The organism is Homoserinimonas aerilata, assembly GCF_006716125.1.
Taxonomy (GTDB): Bacteria; Actinomycetota; Actinomycetes; order Actinomycetales; family Microbacteriaceae; genus Homoserinimonas; species Homoserinimonas aerilata.
In genome coordinates this window covers 36,593-55,718 of record NZ_VFOM01000003.1, presented here as the reverse complement: position 1 = coordinate 55,718, position 19,126 = coordinate 36,593, and the positions used below count along the sequence as shown (strand labels likewise).

Sequence of the window (19,126 nt, the reverse complement as noted above, 5' to 3'; positions counted from 1 at the left end):
TGTGGGCATGACCGACCATCGTGCCGGGCCCGTCCGCAGCGAGGCAGCCCGGGCCGCCATCCTCTCTGCCACTGCGCGGATCTTCGCGGCAAAAGGGTACGACCGTCTGACGATGGAGGGCATCGCCGCCGAGGCCGGCGTCGGCAAGCAGACCATCTACCGGTGGTGGCCTTCGAAGGGCGCGCTCATCACGGAGTGCCTCCTCGAGGGGCACCTGCTGCCCGAGGATTTCACGCCACCCGACACCGGTGACCTTCGCGCGGATCTCCGCACCTGGCTGGGCCAGATCTCCGACTTCATCTCGCGCTACGGGGGCGGCGATCTGGTGCGCTCACTCGTCGCGGCATCGGCCGAGAACGAGGACATCGGCAGGCGCCTGCAGGAGAGCTTCGGCGCGGACGAGATTCTCGCCAGCCGCCTGCGCGCGGCGGTCGAGGCCGGAGACCTCCGCAGCGACGCGCCCGTGCAGGAGATCAGCCAGGCGCTCCTGGGAGCGATCATCGTGCGCGCCCTCTCCCGCGCGCCCATTCCCGACGAAGGGTTCCCCGGCCGCCTGGTCGCCGCCGTTCTGGGGTGATGCGGCCGGGGCCTACAGCAGGGCGGCGCGCAGCCGATCGGGGTCGATGCGCCAGATGTTGTGCACGAGGCCATCGATGAGCACCACGGGGATCTCCTCCGAGTAGCGCTCGAACAGCGCCTCGTCGTCGAGGATCGACTTCTCCTCGATCGTCACCTCGACGCGGTCGACCAACTCGGCGACGACGCCCGTGACGACGCCCCGCGCGTCATCGCACAGGTGACAGCCGGGCTTGCCGATGAGGGTGAGGGCGACGGATGCTGGCACGCCTCCAGCCTACGACCGCAGTGATGCCCCGCCCGATACCATGGGCGCGATGACCTCCACCAGCGACGCCGAGGCGTCGGGCCCGCCACGGACGATCGCATTCTTCGACGTCGACAACACGCTCATGCGCGGGGCCAGCATCTTCCATGTGGGCAAGGAGGCGCGGCGGCGCGGCTATCTGCCGTTGCGCGATCTGCTCCGATTCGCGTGGCAGCAGGCCCGCTTCCTCGCTGTCGGCGAGAATCTGAAGCATCTGCGCAGCATCCGGGAGCGTGCGCTCGGCCTCGCGGAGGGGCACTCGGTCGCCGAGGTGGCTGAGCTGGCGGAGAAGATCTTCGACGAGTCGATCGAGCGGCGACTGTGGCCCGAGACGGTGGGGCTCGCCCGCGAGCACATGGCGCAGGGCCACGAGGTGTGGCTGATCACGGCCACCCCCGAGGTGATCGCGGGTGTGATCGCGCGGCGGCTGGGCCTCACAGGCGCCCTCGGCACGAGGCTCGAGCAGCACGACGGCCGCTTCACGGGCCAGCTCGACGGCTCCGTGCTGCATGGTGAGGAGAAGGCTGTCGCGGCGCGCGCGCTCATGATCGAGCGCGGCGCGGAAGCCGCCGACTGCTGGGCGTACTCCGATTCGCGCAACGACCTGCCACTGCTGGAGTTGGTCGGCAACCGGGTGGTGGTGAATCCGGATGCCGTGCTTCTGGAGCATGCGACGACTCACGACTGGTCGGTCATGCGACTGAACCGCTCCAGCATCCGCGCGGCTCGACGCCGGGTCCGCAAAGAGTCACGGTAGCCGCCCTCCCGCTGCCCCGCTCCCGCTCTCCCTCCCCACGGCTGCGGTTTGTCGCAGATGAGACGGATGCTGCGGCGCCGGACAAACAAAAAGCGCCAGGCACGAAGCCTGACGCTGTCTGTTGCGCTGCTGCTACTTCTTGTTGCGGCGCTGGTGGCGGGTCTTGCGAAGCAGCTTGCGGTGCTTCTTCTTCGCCATACGCTTGCGACGCTTCTTGATTACGGAACCCATAAAGACCTCACTGATTCTTGAACGGACGACCGGGTCCGTTCAGAACCGCGGAAAAAATTGACTCTCGAGAGTCTACCTGAAGTTGGGCACGCCGACGACGCGACGACGAAACAGGGACAAACGGCCTCAGCCGACGTCGGCGATGTGCGACTCGATGGCCGCCTCGACAGCGGACTCGGGCACACGGAAGGAGCGGCCGAAGCGGATCGCCGGCAGTTCGCCCGAGTGCACGAGCCGGTAGACGGTCATCTTGGAGACACGCATCATGTCGGCGACCTCGGCCACCGTCAGGAACTTCACGTCAGAAAGATCGCGTGCCATGCAACTACCCCTCATGCGGGCACTCGAAACGGGTGTTACTGGAGTGCTAGTTCGTAACTTTAGGGGCAGATGTGACTGATTGTCCAGATGCAAGATGCCGAGCATCCGCCCCCATTTCGGGAGATCGGCAGGGAATGCCGCCGAATCAGTCCTTCTTGAGCTTCTTCTTGATGGGGTCGATGACGCGGCGTTCGACCGTCTCAGACGCCTCCTCGATGACCTGGCGGGCGTTGTGCGTGGCCTCCTCGAAGGCATGCCGTGCACCGTGCGTGGCGTCGGCGACGGCGCGCCCGACGGCGGCCCCGGACTCGGCCGGGTGATCGATGGCCTCCCCCACCCTGCCCAGCGGCGCGGGAAGCTGACTGCCAGACCAGGCCGCGAAAGCGGGCGACGCATCCGCCGTGTCGACCGTGTCGAAGTCGGCACTGAGGAACGGGATGAGCCAGTCCTCGAGAATCTCCAGCGGCGACGAATCGAGGCTGTAGTAGCGGTGCTGACCCTCCTCGCGCACCGAGACGAGCCCGCTGTCACGCAGCACCTTGAGATGCTTGGAGACGGTGGGCTGACTCAGGCCGAGCTTCTCGACCAGCTCACCGACGCTGATATCCCCCGCCGCCGGCTCAGGAGCGACGTAGCGCTCGAGGAGGACCTGCAGAAGTTCGCGCCGCGTCGCATCCGCCACGACGTCAAAGATGTCAGCCATGGCAACAGGCTAACGGCCCACAGCAGGGAGTACCATGTCAAGCTGTCACACGGGTGCGCGTCGCACCCTCAGCGTCGAGTCACCGAGGGGGCAGCATGCGCACGAAGCTCGTGTCGCGCACCACGGCCTCCGCCCGCTTCCGCGACATGGTGGACGATTTCGCGACCGTCTCGCCGGCACGCTTCGCGATCGCGATCTTCACCGGCCTCGTCGTGGTGCTCACCACCCTGCTCGCGTTGCCGATCTCCCATGTGAGCGGCGAACAGACCTCGCTGACGGATGCGTTCTTCACCGCCGTCTCCACGATCTGCGTGACGGGGCTCTCCGTCGTCGACATGGCGACGCACTGGAGCACCTTCGGCAACGTCGCCATCCTGGTCGGTCTTCAGGTCGGCGGCATCGGTGTGCTCACCCTCGCCAGCATCATGGGCCTCGTCGTCTCGCGCCGCCTCGGGCTGCGCACCCGCCTGATGGCGGCGAGCGACTCGAACCCGTCGCGCATCCACCACGGCCCCGTCTCCGAGTCGCAGGCCATCCGGCTCGGCGAGATCGGCGGGCTGCTCGCCACGGTCGCGCTCAGCGCCCTCGTCATCGAGATCGCGGTGGCCATCCTGATCTTCCCGCGCCTGCTCGTCGCCGGCTTCGACGGGTGGAGCGCGACGTGGCAGTCCTTCTACTACGCGGCATCCGCCTTCACGAACACGGGCTTCACCCCCAATGCCGACGGGCTCGAGCCGTTCAAGACCGACCCGTGGATGCTCACGGTTCTCGCCCTGGCCGTGTTCCTCGGCAGCGTCGGATTTCCGGTGATCTTCGCCCTCTCCCGCGGCTGGCGCAACCCGCGCCGCCTGTCGGTGCACGTAAAACTCACGCTCTTCACAACGGTGTCGCTCATCGTCTTGGGCGCCATCGCGATCGCCGTTCTCGAGTGGAACAACACGGCCACGATCGGAGCCGACGACGCCGTCAGCCGACCACTCACCGCAACCTTCTTGTCTGTCATGACCCGCTCTGGCGGCTTCTCCCCCATCGATCTCAGCCAGGCCAACGGCTCCAGCCTGCTCGTCATGGACATGCTCATGTTCGTCGGTGGCGGCTCGGCGTCGACCGCCGGCGGCATCAAGGTGACCACGCTGGCGGTGCTGTTTCTCGCCGCGTTCGCTGAGGCACGCGGCGACGAGGACATGCAGGTCTTCTCGCGACGCATCCCCATCGACGTGCTGCGTCTCGCTGTCAGCGTCACCCTCTGGGGTGCCACAATCGTCGCCGGCGCAACCATCTTCCTGCTGCAGTTGACGAAGGCACCCCTCGACTTCGTGCTCTTCGACGTCATCTCGGCGTTCGGCACGTCCGGGCTGAGCACAGGCCTGGCGGAGCAACTCCCGGATGCCGGAAAAATCGTGCTCGCGGCCACAATGTGGGCGGGCCGCGTTGGTACAGTGACCTTGGCCGCCGCCCTCGCCGCAGCCCAGCGACGCCAACTGTTCAAGCGCCCAGAAGAGAGGCCCATCGTTGGTTGACAAGATTCCTCACGACGCCCCCGTGCTCATCATCGGGCTCGGTCGCTTCGGCGCGGCCACTGCCGGGCAGCTCGACCGCCTCGACCGCGAGGTTCTCGCCGTCGACGAGAGCGCGCAGCTCGTGCAGAAGTGGTCGGAGCGGGTCACACACACGGTGCAGGCGGATGCGCGCAACATCGAGGCGCTCCGCCAGATCGGCGCGCAGGATTTCTCGGTCGCCGTCGTCGCCGTCGGCTCGTCCATCGAGGCGAGCGTGCTCATCACCGCCAACCTCGTCGACCTGAAGATCCCGCAGATCTGGGCCAAGGCCATCAGCCAGTCGCACGGCAAGATCCTCGCCCGCATCGGCGCCAACCACGTCATCTACCCGGAGGCGGAGGCCGGCGAGCGCGTCGCCCACCTGGTCTCGGGTCGGATGCTCGACTTCATCGAGTTCGACGATGACTTCGCGATCGTCAAGATGTACCCGCCCAAGCCCATCCGTGGCATGACGCTCACCGACTCGCAGGTGCGCAAGAAGTTCGGCATCACCGTCGTCGGCGTGAAATCGCCCGGCAAGGAGTTCACCTACGCGACCGCAGAGACCGTGCTGACGAACCACGACCTCATCATCGTCAGCGGGAACGCGCTCGACATCGAACGGTTCGCCTCGGTCCAGTAGGGTCGCGTTCTGCGGTCACCGCCCGGCCGACATCTCCTTCGAGCGTGCAGCAGCGGCAGCGATCGCCGCCGCGAAGGTGGCCGAGAGATCCGCGTTCTCGAGCACACCGATGGCCCGCTCCGTCGTGCCGCCTGGGCTCGTCACATCGAGCCGCAGGCGCTCAGGGGACTTGCCGGATGCCCGCAGCAGCTCAACCGCGCCGCGGAACGTCTCCGTCACGAGCGTCTCCGCCTCAGCCTGCGTGAAGCCCATGTCGGCCGCCGTGCGGGCAAACGACTCGATCATGTAATAGACGTAGGCGGGGCCGCTGCCGGAGACAGCCGTCACGGCATCCAGCTTCTCCTCGGGGAGCACCAGAACCTCGCCGACGGCCCTGAACATCCGCCCCACCAGCTCGAACTGGGCGTCGCTGACCCGGGAGCCGCGCGCAATGGCCGTCATACCGAAGCCGACGCCAGCGGGAGTGTTCGACATCGACCGCACCACGGCGACATGCTCCGGCAGGAAGCTCTCCATCATGGCCGTCGTGACGCCCGCCGCGAGGCTCACCACGACGGCACCCGGCTCGAGGGCATCCGCGATCTCCGCCAGCAGATCGTCGACCATCGACGGCTTCACCCCCAGCAGCACCAGCTCGGCACCCTCGACGGCCGCCCTGTTAGCGTTCCGATCATCCTCCGTGGAGAACGCCGTCACCCCGGCCGGCCATGGAAGCAGCAGCGAATCACGGCGCCGGTTCGTGACGCGGAACTCCCGGGCGAACCGCCCCTCGGCGAGCAGGCCATCCAGGATGGCGGACCCCATGGCGCCGGCACCCAGAATCGTGATCGTCGGGTGAGTCTGAGTGATTGCCTGATTCGAGGTCATTCCAGCATCCTAGGATTGATCGCATGAGCGCTACCGGCGGAAACAAGGCAATAATCGCGGCGATGCTCGCAAACGCGGGAATCGCCATCACCAAGTTCATCGCATGGTTCTTCTCCGGGTCGAGCTCGATGCTCGCGGAGGGCGTGCACTCGCTCGCCGACACCGGCAACCAGGTGCTGCTGCTCATCGGCGGGCGCAAGGCGAAGCGCAAAGCCGACCAGGAGCACCCCTTCGGCTACGGGCGCGAACGCTTCGTGTACGCCTTCGTCGTCTCCATCATCCTGTTCAGCGTCGGCGGCGTGTTCTCGCTCTACGAAGGCTACGAGAAGCTCACCCACCCGCACCCGCTCGAGAACGCGTGGCTGCCCATCCTCGTGCTCGTCATCGCCATCGTGCTCGAATCGTTCTCACTGCGCACCGCCATCAAGGAGTCCAACCACGTGCGCGGCGATCAGGGCTGGATCGAATTCGTGCGCCGCGCCCGCCAGCCCGAACTGCCCGTCGTGCTACTCGAAGACGTCGCCGCGCTCACCGGCCTCGTGTTCGCCCTCGCAGGCGTCGGCCTCACCATCCTCACCGGCAACCCCATGTGGGACGCGATCGGAACCCTCGCCATCGGCGTACTGCTCGTGCTCGTCGCCATCATCCTCGGCATCGAGACGAAGAGCCTCCTCGTCGGAGAAGGCGCGACCGTGGCCGACGGCAACGCCATCCGCGACGCCATCAACGCGCACCCCAAGGTCGAGTCGCTCATCCACATCCGCACCCTCTACGTCGGGCCGGATGAGCTCATGGTCGGCGCCAAGATCGCCTTCGCCCCCACCCAGCGGCTTGCGGATGTCGCGACCGCCATCAACGAGGTCGAGGCCGCCATCCGCACCGCCGTGCCCGCCGCACGCATCATCTACCTCGAGCCCGACGTGTACCACGCGCCCAGCGCAGGCAACCCGGCCACCGACACCTTCGTCATCCGCGGCGTCGACTGAGGCCGACCCTGCGGGTTGAGGAGGCCGCCCGCGGCCGTCTGAAACCTCACCTGCGACCGACCGGGTCTCGAGACTGGCACGGCAGACCGCACCACCTCGACCCGCGGAGCCTGTGACTACCGGCGCTCGGCGAAGAAGTCCGTGAGCAGCTTCGCGCAGGCCTGCTCCTCCACGCCGGCGAACACCTCCACTCGGTGCGGCAGGCGCCGATCGCGCAGCAGATCGTGCACGCTGCCCGCAGCGCCCGCCTTCTCATCCCACGCGCCGAACACGACGACGGGCACACGCGCGGCAAGGATCGCGCCCGCGCACATCACGCACGGCTCCAGCGTGACCACCAGCACCGTGTCATCCAGATGCCAGTCGCCCCTCGCCTCGGCGGCGGCACGTAACGCCAGAACCTCCGCATGCGCGGTCGGATCGCGACGCAGCTCCCGCTCGTTCCGACCCGAGCCGATGACGGCGCCGTTCGCATCGAGCACGAGGGCAGCCACCGGCACATCGCCCGTCTCGAGGGCCAGGCGTGCGTCGGCGACGGCCTCAAGCATCCGTCGACCGAACCGTTCTGGAACGACTGTCACGCGCGCCTCCTCCCTCGACTAGGTTTAACAGTATGCGAGTCCATGTTGCCGACCACCCGCTGATCACCCACAAGCTGACGGTGCTGCGCAACAAGGAGACGGCATCGCCGACCTTCCGTGCGCTCACCGAAGAGCTCGTCACGCTGCTCGCCTACGAGGCCACCCGCAACGTGCGCGTCGACCCCATCGACATCGTCACCCCCGTGGGCCCCACCACCGGCGTCACCATCAGCCAGCCGCGACCGCTCGTCGTGCCCATCCTGCGGGCAGGGCTCGGGATGCTCGAAGGCATGGTCAAGCTGGTCCCGACCGCAGAGGTCGGGTTCCTGGGCATGGTGCGCGACGAAGAGACACTGCAGCCCACCACCTACGCCGAGCGCCTACCCGACGACCTCTCCAACCGGCAGTGCTTCGTGCTCGACCCCATGCTCGCCACCGGCGGCTCACTCATCGCCGCCATCGAGTACCTGCTCGAGCGCGGCGCGCAGGATGTCACGGCCGTGTGCATCCTCGCCGCCCCCGAAGGCCTCGAAGCCGTCAAGGCTGCGACCGAAGGGCGTGATGTCACCATCGTGCTCGGCGCCGTCGACGAACGCCTCGACGAGAACGGCTACATCGTGCCCGGGCTCGGCGACGCCGGCGACAGGCTGTACGGCACCGTCTGAACTGCGGGGGTTGGTCTCGAGACTGTCGCGCCAGAGCGCGACACCTCGACCAGCGGGTGAGGACGACCTCGTTCCTCGGTCCCTCAACCCGCGGGTACGGACAGCCTCGCTCCTCGACCCGCGGGTGAGCGGCATCCGGACTTGATATTTCTGGCAGGCGTGACCGATACTGGGTCAATGACTACATTCGCGCGCACTTCGATCGCCCCCGCGGCCTCGAGGAACGCCGGCATGATGATGCCGAGCAGCGCCGCACTGTGTTGTCGAATGTGCGCTTAGTCGGCCAACAACCTGCCGAGTTCGCCCATAAGCGGACTCCGGGATGCATCCCCTCATAACGAGATGTCACCCCTCAGCGCACAGCCTGAAGTAATCGAAGGATCACAACCTCATCATTAGAGGCCCTTCACCCCTCCGAAGGAAATTCGACCCATGTCACTCGCAACCCTTGACGTCACCCGTCCCGCCGTACGCCAGCCGCTCGCACCGGTCGCCGCCGCACCGGCATCCGCCCCCGCATCCGAGGCACCGCGCCTGCGCGCCGTTCCCGAAGGCACCGAAGCCCGCGGCTTCGTGCTGTACGTGGGCGTCGACGAACTGAAGGCGCTCAACGCCGGAACCGACCTCGGCTCCATCGTCGAAGCACTCAAGAAACTCACCGCCGAGCTCGTGCCCAGCGCAGAGACCTACGCCGCCGTCGCGCTCGCCCCCCAGGGTGCAGGCGGCCGCGACGTCGACGTCGTGCGCCTCGCACTGCAGGACCCGGCCGCGCTCGCCAAGCACCGCCGCCACGACGAAACCGTCGAACCGGAATCGCGCGGCGGGGTCATCATCGACCTCTCCCGCAAGCGCGTCGTACTCGACGGCGACGTCGCCCCGCTCACCTACAAAGAATTCGAGCTGCTGCAGTACCTCGTGCTGCGCGAAGGCCGCACCATCGACCGGCACGAACTCATATCCGGGCTGTGGGGCGCCGACGACGACGAGGCGCCCAACGAGCGCACCATCGACGTGCACGTGCGCCGCCTGCGCGCCAAGCTCGGCGGCTACGACGAGATCGTGCGCACCGTGCGCGGCGTCGGCTACCGCTTCGACCGGCACGCCGACGTCTCCGTGCAGCACACCAGCACGCCCTCGCCCGACCTGCTGTAGGGCATCCGTAGGCCGGTCTCGAGACTGTCGCGCCAGAGCGCAACACCTCGACCAGCGGAGACCTCGGACAACGCACGTGCGCGCCCGTTCGGGACGTGCGCCGATGCTCGAGCGGGCGCGCACGTTCGAAGCAGACGCGCACGCCGGGGCGGGGCGGGGCGGGGCGGCGGCGTCAGCGCATGTGGGGGTAGCGGTAGTCCGTGGGGGCATTGAACGTCTCCTTGACGGCGCGCGGGCTCGTCCACCGCACCATGTTGAACAGCGAGCCGGCCTTGTCGTTGGTTCCGGATGCGCGTGAGCCGCCGAAGGGCTGCTGGCCGACGACGGCACCCGTGGGCCGGTCGTTGACGTAGAAATTGCCGGCCGTCTGCCGAAGCGCGTCGGACATCCGCTCGATCACTCCACGGTCGGTCGCGAAGATGGCGCCCGTGAGCGCGTACGGCGACGCCGTGTCGACCATGCGCAGAACCGTGTCGAAGTCGGCGTCGTCGTACACATACACGCCGAGCAGCGGGCCGAAGAACTCGGTCGTGAACAGTTCATCGTCGGGGTCGGTGCATTCGACGATCGTCGGCTCGATGAAGTACCCGACGCTGTCGTCGTGCCCTCCGCCCGCGATGATCGTGGCCTTCGGGTTCGCCTTGGCGCGCTCGATGGCCGCGGAGACGCGAGCGTACGCGCGGTCGTCGATGACGGCGCCCATGAAGTTGCCGTAGTCCAGCGGCGAGCCCATCGCGATGTCACGCACCTCGGCCACGAGGTCGTCCTTGAGCAGCGCCCACACCGAGCGGGCGACGTAGAGGCGCGATGCTGCGGAGCACTTCTGCCCCTGGAATTCGAAGGCGCCGCGCACGATCGCCGTGCGGAGGCGCTCCACGTCGGCGCTCGGGTGGGCGACGATGAAGTCCTTGCCGCCGGTCTCGCCGACGAGGCGCGGGTAGGAGCGGTAGCGCGAGATGTTCTGCCCCACCTGCGACCACAGGCTCTGGAACACCGCAGTGGAGCCGGTGAAGTGGATGCCGGCCAGCCCCGGGTCGTCGAGCACGACATCCGAAATCGCCTTGCCGTGGCCCGTGACCAGGTTGATGACTCCGGGCGGCATGCCCGACTCCTCGAGCAGGCGCATCGTGACCTCGGCGGAGAGGCTCTGCGTGATCGACGGCTTCCAGATGACCGTGTTGCCCATGAGCGCGGGCGCCGTGGGCAGGTTTCCGGCGATGGACGTGAAGTTGAAGGGCGTGATCGCGTAGACGAAGCCGTCGAGCGGGCGGTAATCCATGCGGTTCCACTGGCCGTTCGGACTGATCGGCTGCTGCGCCATGATCTGCTGCGCGAAGTGCACATTGAAGCGGAAGAAGTCGGCCAGCTCGGCGACGGCGTCGATCTCGGACTGTTGGATGGTCTTCGACTGGCCGAGCATGGTGGCCGCGTTCATGCGGGCACGCCAGGTGGTGGAGAGCTTGTCGGCAGCGCGCAGCATGACGGCAGCGCGCTCGTCGAAGGGAAGCGCAGCCCAGGCAGGCGCGGCAGCGGTCGCGGCGTCGATGGCGGCCTGCGCGTCGTCATGGGTCGCCGCGGCGACGGTGCCGAGCACACTGGCACGGTCGTGCGGCTGCACAACGTCGACGACCTCGCCGGCGCCGCGCCGCTGTTCCCCGCCGATGGTCATGGCGAACTCGTGCCGGGTCGCGGCCATCTCAGCGATGGCGCCGTCGAGCTCGGCTCGTTCGGGCGAGCCGGGGGCGTGGGGGAACACCGGCTCGTTCACGGGGGTGGGGGCTGCGGTGATTCCGTCGAACATTGCGGGCTCCTCTGTGGCGTCCTTTCGGATGCCTCACCGCATCCGATCGCTGTATTCAGCTTGGTATACAGTCCAGCATACGGCGCATCTGCTCATACAGCCACTGCTTGTCGACCCGGGCGAATTGCGCGGCAGGCGGGGCTGTTGCCGATTGGCCAACCTCACTGCCCAAGCGGCTGCTCTCAACAGGAGATTCGTTGCAACACGCCGCATTCGCCCGCCGCACGGCGGCGTTTCGATGGAAATCTCCTGCACAGCTCGAACACCGAGCGTCGATTTCGGGCCCGGGACATCCGTGCGGGTCATTCACGAGTGAGACGCCAAAGGACATGGCAGACGGGGCTGTCTAGACGCACAGGAAACTTACAGCAAAAATAACGGTTCGATAACTAGCGCCCGTTACCTTTCCGTTATATGGTTCAGGAAGTGGAAGTTGTTTGCTGTGGCAGCTTCTACGGAATGTGATTGCAGGACACTCTTGGTGCAAGGGAGAGGGCCCGTCGTTAGCCTCTACGACGGGCCCTCAATCATTTAACGGATGCGCCACGCAGCGACATGAAGGAGGCCGTCGCGGCCCGCAAACCCTAGAGTTGGGTGAAGCAGGAGGAGATGGCCATGGCGTCAAAGGCAGTGACGGTCGCAGCGTGGGAGTCGCTGTTCCGTGCGCAGGTGACCGTGATGCGCAAACTCGGGACCGAATTCCCCACCGACGAGATCTCGCTCACCGAATACGACGTGCTGTTCAACCTGTCCCGGCAGCCGAGCCGGGCCCTGCGCATCCGGGACCTCGTGCAAGACCTGCTCATCACGCAGCCCAGCGTCAGCAGGCTCGTCGACCGGCTCGCCGCGCGGGCGCTCATCGAGAAACGGCCCGACCCCGCCGACGCCCGCGGGGTCATCGTCTCGCTCACCGACGACGGCTTCTCGCTGTTTCGTCGGGTCGCGACCAAGCATGCGGCATCCATCGACTCCCATGTCGGCGCAGCCCTGAACGACGATGAGCTGCGCCAGCTGACCTCGCTGTGCGACCGCCTCAGGGACGGCGCGCGGTAGCGACCAGCCGTACCGGCCGCCGTTATCTGCCGGAGAGCGGATACCGGGCCAGCTCCGCATCGATCTCGCGGCGAGCCTCCAACACCAGTTCGACCAGGCCGTGCTGCAGCGCGCCCGGCAGCCTCGTCACCGGTGTGGCCAGCGAGATCGCCGCCACCGCAGACCCCGCGGCGTCATGCAGGGCCGCGCCGATCGCGCCCACGCCACCCTCCGTCTCCTCGACATTCGTGGCGAAACCGGCCCGACGCACCTGCTCGAGTTCATGCAGCAACCCGGCATACTCGCCGGCGTCGACGCCCTCCCCCGACGCCTCCGCGGCAGGCCCCCGGAACAGCCTGTCGAGGCCCGCACGGTCGAGTTCGGCCAGCAGTGCCTTGCCGCCGGACGCCCGCCGTGCCGGCAGCACGAAACCGCGCCGGTCGCTGACGCGCAGCACATGAGAGCTCTCAATCGTGGTGATGAACCGCACATGGGCGCCCACCCGCAGCATGAGGTTCGCCGTCTCACCGCTGCGCCGAACCAGCCGCTCCAGATGCGGGGCGACCGCCTCGCGCAGCTCCCGCGTCCAGGGCACGCCCGCCGGCCCCGCGCCCAGCGACGGGCCCGGCCAGTACAGCTTCGACTCATCCTGCACGGCGAAGCCGCGGTACACGAGCATCGCCAGCAGCCTGTGCGCGGTCGATGGCGACACGCCCACCTCCGCCGCGGCATCCGTCAGTCTCATGCTGCCGCCGTCGCGCAGCAGCTGCAGAAGACGGAGCGTGGTGTCGACTGATTCGACCGCATAGGGCGGGCGACGACCAAGGGGCTGATTCTGCACACCAGAATTTTATTGAATAGTGGACTCGGCAGCGAGAGGGTCGGATGATCCACCCAACGGAGCGAGGACAAGCCATGACGACAATCACACAGAACAACACCGCGGATGTCGTGGTCGTCGGAGGCGGAATGGCCGGCCTCGCCGGAGCCATGGCCATGCGCGAGAACGGCGCCACCGTGACACTGCTCGAGCGGGCGGCCGAATTCGGTGAGGTCGGCGCCGGGCTGCAGATGGCCCCCAACGCGACGCGCCTGCTGCGCCGCTGGGGCCTGCTCGACAAGGTGCTCGAGCGTGGGGTCGCGCCGAAGCAGATCGTGTTCCGCGACGCCATCACAGGCACCGCGCTGCTGCGCCAAGACCTCCAGGGTGAGTTCGAGAAGCGCTACGGCGCCCCCTACATCGTCATCCACCGCAGCGACCTGCACTCGATTCTGCTCGAAGCATGCCGCGAGAGTGGCGTCACCCTGCTCAACAACGTCAACGTCGAGCGGGTCGAAACCACCGACTCCGGCGCCCGCGTGCACACCTCCGACGGCACCACCTACGACGCCGGCCTCGTACTCGGGGCCGACGGCCTCAAGTCGAAACTGCGCGAGAAGGTCACGCCCGCCAGCGACCAGCCCATCAACTCGGCCTACGTCGCCTACCGCGGCGTCTCCACGATCGACGAAGCCATCGAAGGCACCGAAGTCGACAACGTCACCGTCTGGTTCGGCCCCAACTGCCACCTCGTCACCTACCCGCTGCGCGCCGGCGAACTCTTCAACACCGTCGCCGTGTTCAAGTCGGAGACCTTCGAAGCGGGCGAGCCCGAATTCGGCGGCGTCGACGAGCTACACGCCGCCTACGCCAACTGCGTGCCCCAGGTGCAGGAGTCGCTGAAGAATCTGTGGCAGGGCATCCGTTGGCCCATGTTCGACCGCGAACCCATCGACAACTGGATCGATGGCCGCACGCTGCTGATCGGCGATGCCGCGCATCCGATGCTGCAGTACCTCGCGCAGGGGGCCTGCCAGGCGCTTGAGGATGCTGCGGTGCTGCAGGATCTGAGCGTCGGCACCGTCTTCACCGACGGCGGCGTCAAGGCCTCAGAGTGGGATGCGGTGGCCGAGCGTTTCGTCGCCGAGCGCTCGCCCCGCACGGCCCGCGTACAGCGCACCGCCCGCGTGTGGGGCGAATCGTGGCATGTCGGCGGGCTGCCGCAGCTGCTGCGCAACATGCTGTTCCAGGCGGCGGAGGGCAACACCTTCCGCTACACCGACTGGGTGTACGCGGACAACGCCGAGTCGGCACCCGCTTCCGCCTGACGCCCCGCACGGAGCCCTGACGGCTGCGACTTGTCGCGACGGCGGCGGAATGTTCTGCAGCCGTCGCGACAGACCGTAGCCGTCGGGTTAGCGAGGCTGCGTATCAGTCGTCGAGTCGCACCCGGTAACCGACCGGGAACAGATGAGCCTTGCCCCTCGGCGTGAGGAGGCCCCAGACTCCCCGCTTGATGTACAGCACGAAGACAACCCCGATGATGCCGAGCAGAATCAGATAGAGCGGCCCGAAGTCGGCGAGAGACTGCTTGAGGGCCCAGAAGACCACAACGCCCAAGAGCGGCCCCTCCAGCGTACCTACGCCCCCGACCACGACGATGAAGATCATGAACGCCGCCCACTGAACGGAGAAAACCCCGTCAGGCTGCACCCTGAGCGTTGAGAGCGCCATGAGCGCCCCGCCCACTCCCGCACCGGCTGCCGCCATCACGAACACCAATCGCTTGGATACCTGAACGTTCACCCCGGATGTTGCGGCGGCCCGAGGGTCGTCACGCACGGCTGTGAGGGCAAGCCCAAATCGCGACCGCACGAGCAGTACGCAGGCAGCGATGATGATCACGGCACAGGCGAGGGCAACCCAATAGGTGAGGGCGATGCGCAAGTCTCGCGGGATGCCTGCCATCGCGCCGAGTGAGATGCCGGCCCCACCACCGATCTCGGGAATCTGAATGGCGATCAAGCGGAACACTTCGGCGATCACCCAGGTGCCCACGGCGAAGTAGCCGCCGACCAGACGGAATGCCAGGTAGGAGACAGGAACGGCGACGAGGGCGCTGACGAGCGCGGCGATGGGGATGGCGAGGAACACGTTGATACCGAACACGTCGGCGATCGACACGAGCCCGTAGGCTCCGATGCCGATGTACGCCTGCTGCCCGATCGAGACCATCCCGCCGTAACCGGCGAGGAGATTCCAGGTCGACGCCAGAATGAGGAGGATGAAGAGGTCGATCAGGGCGTACAGCGTGCCGAGGTTGATCAGATAGGGCAGTGCCGCCAGCACGACGACGAGTACAAGCATGCCTGCCGTTCCGAAGACAGATGTCTTCGACCAGCGGCTCACCGCGCTGCGAATGGGTGCGGACTTCTCTGTCACTGCTGTGGGGGTCATATTTTCACTTTTCGCCCGGTCAGGCCGTGAGGCAGGAATGCGAGGAAGATCAGGAACACGATGTGGCCGATCAGGACTTGCTGTGCGGGTGCGATGGCGGCACCGACCGTCTGCGCGATGCCGAGGATTATCGCCCCGGCGAAGGTGCCCCAGATGCTCCCGAGCCCGCCGATGATGACGGCCTCGAAGGCAAAGATGAGGAGCAGGGAACCCGATGTCGGGCTGAACGACGTCTGTATTCCCGCGGCGACGCCGGCGAAGGCCACAAGACCGAACGCGATCGCGGTGGCATAACCGTAGATCCGCTTCGGGTTGGCCCCGCTCAGCGCCACAGTGTCGGGGTCGTCGCTGACAGCCCTGACGAGGCGACCGTATTGGGTGCGCGCCGTGACCCACGACAGCGTCCCGAGCGCCACGATCGCAAACAGGAAGGTGATCAGGGGGAAGACGCCGATGCGGATGCCGCCGAGCAACTCGATCGATGCAGTGTCGAGGGCGCCGAGGCTCAGCCGTTGCTGGTCTGCCGACATGGTCATGAGCAGGATGTTCTCGATCATTATCGAGAGCCCGAATGTCACGAGCAGCGACGGAAGCGGGGACTCCCCCAGTGTCTTCTGCAGGATGAGGCGCTGGATGCCATAGCCGAGCAGTGCCATTGCGGGTGCGACCACGAGCAGCGCGATGAGCGGTGACACAAGGGCCACACGCACTATGACAAGTACGCCATAGGCGGCAAGCACAGCGAAGGCGCCGTGGGCCAGGTTCACGAGGCGCATGACCCCGAACATGAGCGACAGCCCGGCTGCGAAGATCGCGTAGAGGCCGCCCAGGAGGATGCCCTGGACTATCGCGTCGATGAGGTTCATGGCTCAGCCCTCGGATCCGAAATAGGCACGGGAGATGTCCGCGAGTTCGAGGTTTCGACCGGCGAGCGACGTGGCGCCCTGCAGCAGACAGTGAACGTCGTCGCATACGCGAAGCGCCTGAGAGACGTCTTGCTCTACGAGCAGGATCGCGGTTCCCTGCTCCTGAATGAGAGGAATGCGATCGTAGAGCTGTCCGACGATTGCGGGCGCGAGGCCGAGGCTGACCTCGTCAAGCAGAAGCAGGCTCGGGTTTGCCACGAGGGCGCGCGCGATAGCGGTCGCCTGCTGTTCGCCGCCAGACATCTCGCCAGCTCGCCGATTTCGGCGTTCAGCAACGAGCGGAAACAGGTCGTATACGGCGTCGATCGTCCACCTTCCGGTTCTGCGGGCCGAGAGTGCAATCTGCAGGTTCTCGTGCACGGTCAGCGACGCGAACAGCCGCCTCCCCTCCGGCACCAGGGAAACACCTCGGCGGGCACGCTCGTGCGGGGTCAGCGTCGTGATGTCTTCACCATCGAAGCGGATGCTGCCTGTCGTCGCCTTCAGTTGGCCTGCGATGGTCTTCAGCAGAGTGGATTTGCCCGCCCCGTTCGAGCCGATGACGGCGAGGATCCCCCCGCTCTCAACTCGCAGCGAGATGTTGCGGATAGCGGTCATCTGCCCGTAGGCAGCCGAAAGGTCTGTGATCTCAAGCATGGGGGGCATCCGTGGCTTCGTTCGGTTCAGCGCCATGCACGTCGTCGGGGAAGTCCTCGGGATCAGGGTCGATGCCGAGGTAGACGCTGCGCACTTCAGGTGAGGCGAGAACGGTGGCGGGGTCTCCCTCGGCGAGGATGCGCCCATAGGTGAGGCACAGCAGCCGGGTGGCGACGGCGGTGAGGGCGTGCACGACGTGCTCGATCCAGATCACCGTGACTCCTGCCTGTGACACCGTGCGCACAAGGTCGACCAGTTCGGGGATTTCGCTTTCGGTGAGACCACCGGCGATCTCGTCAAGCAGCAGCAGGCGTGGCGACGCCGCGAGCGCGCGGGCAACCTCGAGCCGCTTGCGGTCAAGGAGACGCAAGTCATTGGCTTCGGTATTGACCAACCGTGTGAGATTCGTGAGGCGTAGCGCGCCCAGAGCGGCCTCCTGGGCAGACCGCCCCCGCTTGCCTGCGGCGAAGGTGGCGGCCACCATCAGATTTTCCATCACCGTCATCCCGAGGAATGGACGCGGAATCTGGTAGCTGGTCGCGACCCCGTTCCGCGCTCTCCAATGAGATGAGCGACGCGTGATATCGCTGCCATCGAGCAGGATGGTGCCCGTGCTCGGCGGAATCGATCCTCCGAGCACGCCCAACAAGGTCGACTTGCCGGCCCCGTTGGGGCCGATGATGCCGAGGACCTCCCCGGCTTCGACCCGTAGGTCGAAGCCGGAGAGAACCTGAAGCTGGCCGAACCTGCGACCCAGCGTACGGGTCTCAATGAGCGGCAGCGTGGATGAATTCATCAGCGAGCTGACCAATCAATCTTTTCTGGGGTGCCGGCGGTGGGGACCTGCGGGTTCTCCGCATTCGACACAATGACCAGCTCATAGCCGCCGTCATCCTGCAGACGCCACTGGCCACCAACCAGAGGGGTCTTCGAGACGTTGGCGTTGGGGCCGCTCGTGAAGTCCACCGGTCCGACAATCGTGTCGACCTTCAGAGTGGAGACGGCATCGCGGATGTCGGCGGGCTCGGTGCTGGCCGATTCGTTCAGCGCGGCCGTCACGACCTCGAACAGTGCTTCAGCGAAACCGAGCGGCTGAGTCCACTGCTTTCCAGTCACCTTTTCAAACTCGGAGGCGTATTCGGCGGAGCTCTGACCGGTCAGTGAGCTGCTGTAGGGGTAGCTCGGGGCCCACCAGACCTCGGTGGAGAGGTTGTTGCCCAACTCACCGAGCGCTTCGACTGCCGAGGGGAACAGGATGGCCTTGGCGATGGTTGTGACCTCGGGCTGGTAGCCCTGCTGCACTGCCTGCTTCCAGAAGGTGGTGAAGTCCGGAGGAATCGGGATACCCATCAGCACCGAACTGTTCGCCTGCTTGAATGCAGAGATCTGGGCGCTGAAGTCTGTGCTCCCGTTCGGGTACACACCGGGCTCGTTGGGGGTGAGCCCCTGCGCCTCGATGAAGCCGGGGAAGCCGGTCGCAGGATCCGCCCATGCGCCGCCATCGGAGTCGTTCGGCAGCAGCATTGCGACGTTCTGCGGGTCGGTGGCGACCTTCCAGATGTCGGCGTAGACGGGCTGGACGTCTTCGATGCCCCAGAAGAAGTGGTAGGTCCACTCGAAGCCGTCATCGGGTGTGGCCCCCCGGCCGAAGTACCAGGCCTGCCATGGGGCGACGGTGGAGATGCACACCACCTGGTTGGCCTCGCACTGGTCGGAGACCGGGTTGACGGTCTCCGGGGTGGAGGAGACGAGGATGACATCGACCCCATCCTTGAGGATCAGATCGGCGGCGACGTCGCCGGCGCGCTTCGGGTCGGACTGGGTGTCCTTGGTGATGATCTCAACGTCGTACTTCTCGCCGTCGGCGAGCGTGATTCCGTTGTCTTTGTAGTAGCTGGTGACCTGATCAATCACGAAGCTATCGGCTTCGCCGAACGAGGCCAGGGGGCCGGTCTGCGGAGTGACGTAGCCGATCTTGATGACCTTGTCGTCACCGCCTCCTCCTCCGCCGCCTCCGCCAAGGGTGGCCGAGCAGCCACCCAGTACAACAACTGATGCTGTCAGCAGGGCCAGTGCGCCCAAGCGCCCCGCTCTGCGAATGGTCTTTGGTGCGGTCATGCTGTTCTC

General features: G+C 66.5%; 22 protein-coding genes. 9 read left to right on the top strand and 13 right to left on the bottom strand.

The features are described 5' to 3' along the window. Window positions 1-7 precede the first annotated feature (7 nt). Window positions 8-577, top strand: coding sequence for a TetR/AcrR family transcriptional regulator (locus tag FB562_RS11750; protein ID WP_141881501.1), 570 nt, complete (start codon window positions 8-10; stop codon window positions 575-577). 12 nt (window positions 578-589) lie between these two features. On the opposite strand, the gene FB562_RS11745 is transcribed toward FB562_RS11750, so the two are convergent. Next, complete coding sequence (locus FB562_RS11745; protein WP_141881500.1) at window positions 590-844, bottom strand: glutaredoxin family protein; 255 nt, start codon at window positions 842-844, stop codon at window positions 590-592. A gap of 49 nt (window positions 845-893) precedes the next feature. Here FB562_RS11745 and FB562_RS11740 point away from each other — a divergent pair, with 49 nt between their 5' ends. Beyond that, a complete protein-coding gene (locus tag FB562_RS11740) occupies window positions 894-1,640 on the top strand; it encodes an HAD family hydrolase (protein WP_141881499.1) in 747 nt (248 codons plus the stop codon). Window positions 1,641-1,772: 132 nt separating this feature from the next. On the opposite strand, the gene FB562_RS11735 is transcribed toward FB562_RS11740, so the two are convergent. The 3 genes from FB562_RS11735 to FB562_RS11725 form a co-directional block, all read right to left on the bottom strand. Next, window positions 1,773-1,871 (bottom strand): 30S ribosomal protein bS22, encoded by a 99-nt coding sequence (locus FB562_RS11735; RefSeq protein WP_003792170.1) that lies wholly within the window; start codon window positions 1,869-1,871, stop codon window positions 1,773-1,775. Window positions 1,872-1,997: 126 nt separating this feature from the next. Then, entirely contained in the window at window positions 1,998-2,192 is a 195-nt protein-coding gene (locus tag FB562_RS11730; protein WP_141881498.1) for a helix-turn-helix domain-containing protein, read from the bottom strand. A gap of 145 nt (window positions 2,193-2,337) precedes the next feature. Beyond that, window positions 2,338-2,895 carry an ArsR/SmtB family transcription factor gene (locus tag FB562_RS11725; protein WP_141881497.1) on the bottom strand — a complete coding sequence of 186 codons (558 nt, stop codon included), beginning with the start codon at window positions 2,893-2,895 and terminating at the stop codon, window positions 2,338-2,340. Between the two features lie 95 nt (window positions 2,896-2,990). On the opposite strand from FB562_RS11725, the gene FB562_RS11720 reads away from it, so the two are divergent. Both FB562_RS11720 and FB562_RS11715 read left to right on the top strand, forming a co-directional pair. After that, window positions 2,991-4,415 carry a TrkH family potassium uptake protein gene (locus FB562_RS11720; protein WP_141881496.1) on the top strand — a complete coding sequence of 475 codons (1,425 nt, stop codon included), beginning with the start codon at window positions 2,991-2,993 and terminating at the stop codon, window positions 4,413-4,415. After that, complete coding sequence (locus FB562_RS11715) at window positions 4,408-5,076, top strand: potassium channel family protein (protein ID WP_141881495.1); 669 nt, start codon at window positions 4,408-4,410, stop codon at window positions 5,074-5,076. The genes FB562_RS11720 and FB562_RS11715 overlap by 8 nt, the downstream gene beginning before the upstream one ends. Window positions 5,077-5,091: 15 nt before the next feature. Here FB562_RS11715 and proC read toward each other — a convergent pair whose 3' ends face one another. Then, the gene (proC, locus tag FB562_RS11710; protein ID WP_141881494.1) at window positions 5,092-5,943 is read right to left on the bottom strand and encodes a pyrroline-5-carboxylate reductase; all 852 of its coding nucleotides are present in this window, start codon (window positions 5,941-5,943) and stop codon (window positions 5,092-5,094) included. A gap of 23 nt (window positions 5,944-5,966) precedes the next feature. Between proC and FB562_RS11705 the strand changes: the two genes are divergently transcribed. Beyond that, window positions 5,967-6,929, top strand: coding sequence for a cation diffusion facilitator family transporter (locus tag FB562_RS11705; RefSeq protein ID WP_141881493.1), 963 nt, complete (start codon window positions 5,967-5,969; stop codon window positions 6,927-6,929). A 116-nt stretch (window positions 6,930-7,045) separates the two neighbouring features. On the opposite strand, the gene FB562_RS11700 is transcribed toward FB562_RS11705, so the two are convergent. Continuing rightward, window positions 7,046-7,477, bottom strand: coding sequence for a nucleoside deaminase (locus FB562_RS11700; protein WP_141881595.1), 432 nt, complete (start codon window positions 7,475-7,477; stop codon window positions 7,046-7,048). Window positions 7,478-7,542: 65 nt separating this feature from the next. On the opposite strand from FB562_RS11700, the gene upp reads away from it, so the two are divergent. Together upp and FB562_RS11690 are read left to right on the top strand one after the other, a co-directional pair. Further along, a complete protein-coding gene (gene upp, locus FB562_RS11695) occupies window positions 7,543-8,175 on the top strand; it encodes a uracil phosphoribosyltransferase (RefSeq protein WP_141881492.1) in 633 nt (210 codons plus the stop codon). A gap of 432 nt (window positions 8,176-8,607) precedes the next feature. Then, the gene (locus FB562_RS11690) at window positions 8,608-9,327 is read left to right on the top strand and encodes a winged helix-turn-helix domain-containing protein (RefSeq protein WP_141881491.1); all 720 of its coding nucleotides are present in this window, start codon (window positions 8,608-8,610) and stop codon (window positions 9,325-9,327) included. A 172-nt stretch (window positions 9,328-9,499) separates the two neighbouring features. On the opposite strand, the gene pruA is transcribed toward FB562_RS11690, so the two are convergent. Continuing rightward, the gene (gene pruA / locus FB562_RS11685) at window positions 9,500-11,128 is read right to left on the bottom strand and encodes an L-glutamate gamma-semialdehyde dehydrogenase (protein WP_141881490.1); all 1,629 of its coding nucleotides are present in this window, start codon (window positions 11,126-11,128) and stop codon (window positions 9,500-9,502) included. Window positions 11,129-11,743: 615 nt separating this feature from the next. Between pruA and FB562_RS11680 the strand changes: the two genes are divergently transcribed. Continuing rightward, on the top strand, window positions 11,744-12,181 hold the full coding sequence (locus FB562_RS11680) for a MarR family winged helix-turn-helix transcriptional regulator (RefSeq protein WP_221625415.1): 438 nt from the start codon (window positions 11,744-11,746) through the stop codon (window positions 12,179-12,181). Between the two features lie 22 nt (window positions 12,182-12,203). Here FB562_RS11680 and FB562_RS11675 read toward each other — a convergent pair whose 3' ends face one another. Beyond that, window positions 12,204-13,001, bottom strand: coding sequence for an IclR family transcriptional regulator (locus tag FB562_RS11675; RefSeq protein WP_141881488.1), 798 nt, complete (start codon window positions 12,999-13,001; stop codon window positions 12,204-12,206). 74 nt (window positions 13,002-13,075) lie between these two features. On the opposite strand from FB562_RS11675, the gene FB562_RS11670 reads away from it, so the two are divergent. Beyond that, complete coding sequence (locus FB562_RS11670) at window positions 13,076-14,308, top strand: FAD-dependent oxidoreductase (RefSeq protein ID WP_141881487.1); 1,233 nt, start codon at window positions 13,076-13,078, stop codon at window positions 14,306-14,308. 103 nt (window positions 14,309-14,411) lie between these two features. Here the strand turns inward: FB562_RS11670 and FB562_RS11665 are convergent, their stop codons facing one another. Genes FB562_RS11665 through FB562_RS11645 form a run of 5 tightly spaced genes read right to left on the bottom strand, consistent with a single transcriptional unit; the run spans window position 14,412 to window position 19,117 of the window. Further along, a complete protein-coding gene (locus FB562_RS11665) occupies window positions 14,412-15,437 on the bottom strand; it encodes a branched-chain amino acid ABC transporter permease (protein ID WP_141881486.1) in 1,026 nt (341 codons plus the stop codon). Then, window positions 15,434-16,303, bottom strand: coding sequence for a branched-chain amino acid ABC transporter permease (locus FB562_RS11660; RefSeq protein WP_141881485.1), 870 nt, complete (start codon window positions 16,301-16,303; stop codon window positions 15,434-15,436). The genes FB562_RS11665 and FB562_RS11660 overlap by 4 nt, the downstream gene beginning before the upstream one ends. 3 nt (window positions 16,304-16,306) lie before the next feature. Then, the gene (locus tag FB562_RS11655; RefSeq protein ID WP_141881484.1) at window positions 16,307-16,999 is read right to left on the bottom strand and encodes an ABC transporter ATP-binding protein; all 693 of its coding nucleotides are present in this window, start codon (window positions 16,997-16,999) and stop codon (window positions 16,307-16,309) included. Further along, complete coding sequence (locus FB562_RS11650) at window positions 16,992-17,795, bottom strand: ABC transporter ATP-binding protein (protein ID WP_141881483.1); 804 nt, start codon at window positions 17,793-17,795, stop codon at window positions 16,992-16,994. Before FB562_RS11650 ends, FB562_RS11655 begins: the two co-directional genes overlap by 8 nt. Beyond that, a complete protein-coding gene (locus FB562_RS11645; protein WP_185740568.1) occupies window positions 17,795-19,117 on the bottom strand; it encodes an ABC transporter substrate-binding protein in 1,323 nt (440 codons plus the stop codon). Before FB562_RS11645 ends, FB562_RS11650 begins: the two co-directional genes overlap by 1 nt. Window positions 19,118-19,126 lie beyond the last annotated feature (9 nt).

Coding starts and splice junctions, on each gene's coding strand:
- FB562_RS11750 (WP_141881501.1), top strand. CDS start 8: ATGACCGACCATCGTGCCGGGCCCGTCCGCAGCGAGGCAGCCCGGGCC.
- FB562_RS11740 (WP_141881499.1), top strand. CDS start 894: ATGACCTCCACCAGCGACGCCGAGGCGTCGGGCCCGCCACGGACGATC.
- FB562_RS11735 (WP_003792170.1), bottom strand. CDS start 1,871: ATGGGTTCCGTAATCAAGAAGCGTCGCAAGCGTATGGCGAAGAAGAAG.
- FB562_RS11730 (WP_141881498.1), bottom strand. CDS start 2,192: ATGGCACGCGATCTTTCTGACGTGAAGTTCCTGACGGTGGCCGAGGTC.
- FB562_RS11725 (WP_141881497.1), bottom strand. CDS start 2,895: ATGGCTGACATCTTTGACGTCGTGGCGGATGCGACGCGGCGCGAACTT.
- FB562_RS11720 (WP_141881496.1), top strand. CDS start 2,991: ATGCGCACGAAGCTCGTGTCGCGCACCACGGCCTCCGCCCGCTTCCGC.
- proC (WP_141881494.1), bottom strand. CDS start 5,943: ATGACCTCGAATCAGGCAATCACTCAGACTCACCCGACGATCACGATT.
- FB562_RS11705 (WP_141881493.1), top strand. CDS start 5,967: ATGAGCGCTACCGGCGGAAACAAGGCAATAATCGCGGCGATGCTCGCA.
- FB562_RS11700 (WP_141881595.1), bottom strand. CDS start 7,477: ATGCTTGAGGCCGTCGCCGACGCACGCCTGGCCCTCGAGACGGGCGAT.
- upp (WP_141881492.1), top strand. CDS start 7,543: ATGCGAGTCCATGTTGCCGACCACCCGCTGATCACCCACAAGCTGACG.
- FB562_RS11690 (WP_141881491.1), top strand. CDS start 8,608: ATGTCACTCGCAACCCTTGACGTCACCCGTCCCGCCGTACGCCAGCCG.
- pruA (WP_141881490.1), bottom strand. CDS start 11,128: ATGTTCGACGGAATCACCGCAGCCCCCACCCCCGTGAACGAGCCGGTG.
- FB562_RS11680 (WP_221625415.1), top strand. CDS start 11,744: ATGGCGTCAAAGGCAGTGACGGTCGCAGCGTGGGAGTCGCTGTTCCGT.
- FB562_RS11670 (WP_141881487.1), top strand. CDS start 13,076: ATGACGACAATCACACAGAACAACACCGCGGATGTCGTGGTCGTCGGA.
- FB562_RS11665 (WP_141881486.1), bottom strand. CDS start 15,437: ATGACCCCCACAGCAGTGACAGAGAAGTCCGCACCCATTCGCAGCGCG.
- FB562_RS11660 (WP_141881485.1), bottom strand. CDS start 16,303: ATGAACCTCATCGACGCGATAGTCCAGGGCATCCTCCTGGGCGGCCTC.
- FB562_RS11655 (WP_141881484.1), bottom strand. CDS start 16,999: ATGCTTGAGATCACAGACCTTTCGGCTGCCTACGGGCAGATGACCGCT.
- FB562_RS11650 (WP_141881483.1), bottom strand. CDS start 17,795: ATGAATTCATCCACGCTGCCGCTCATTGAGACCCGTACGCTGGGTCGC.
- FB562_RS11645 (WP_185740568.1), bottom strand. CDS start 19,117: ATGACCGCACCAAAGACCATTCGCAGAGCGGGGCGCTTGGGCGCACTG.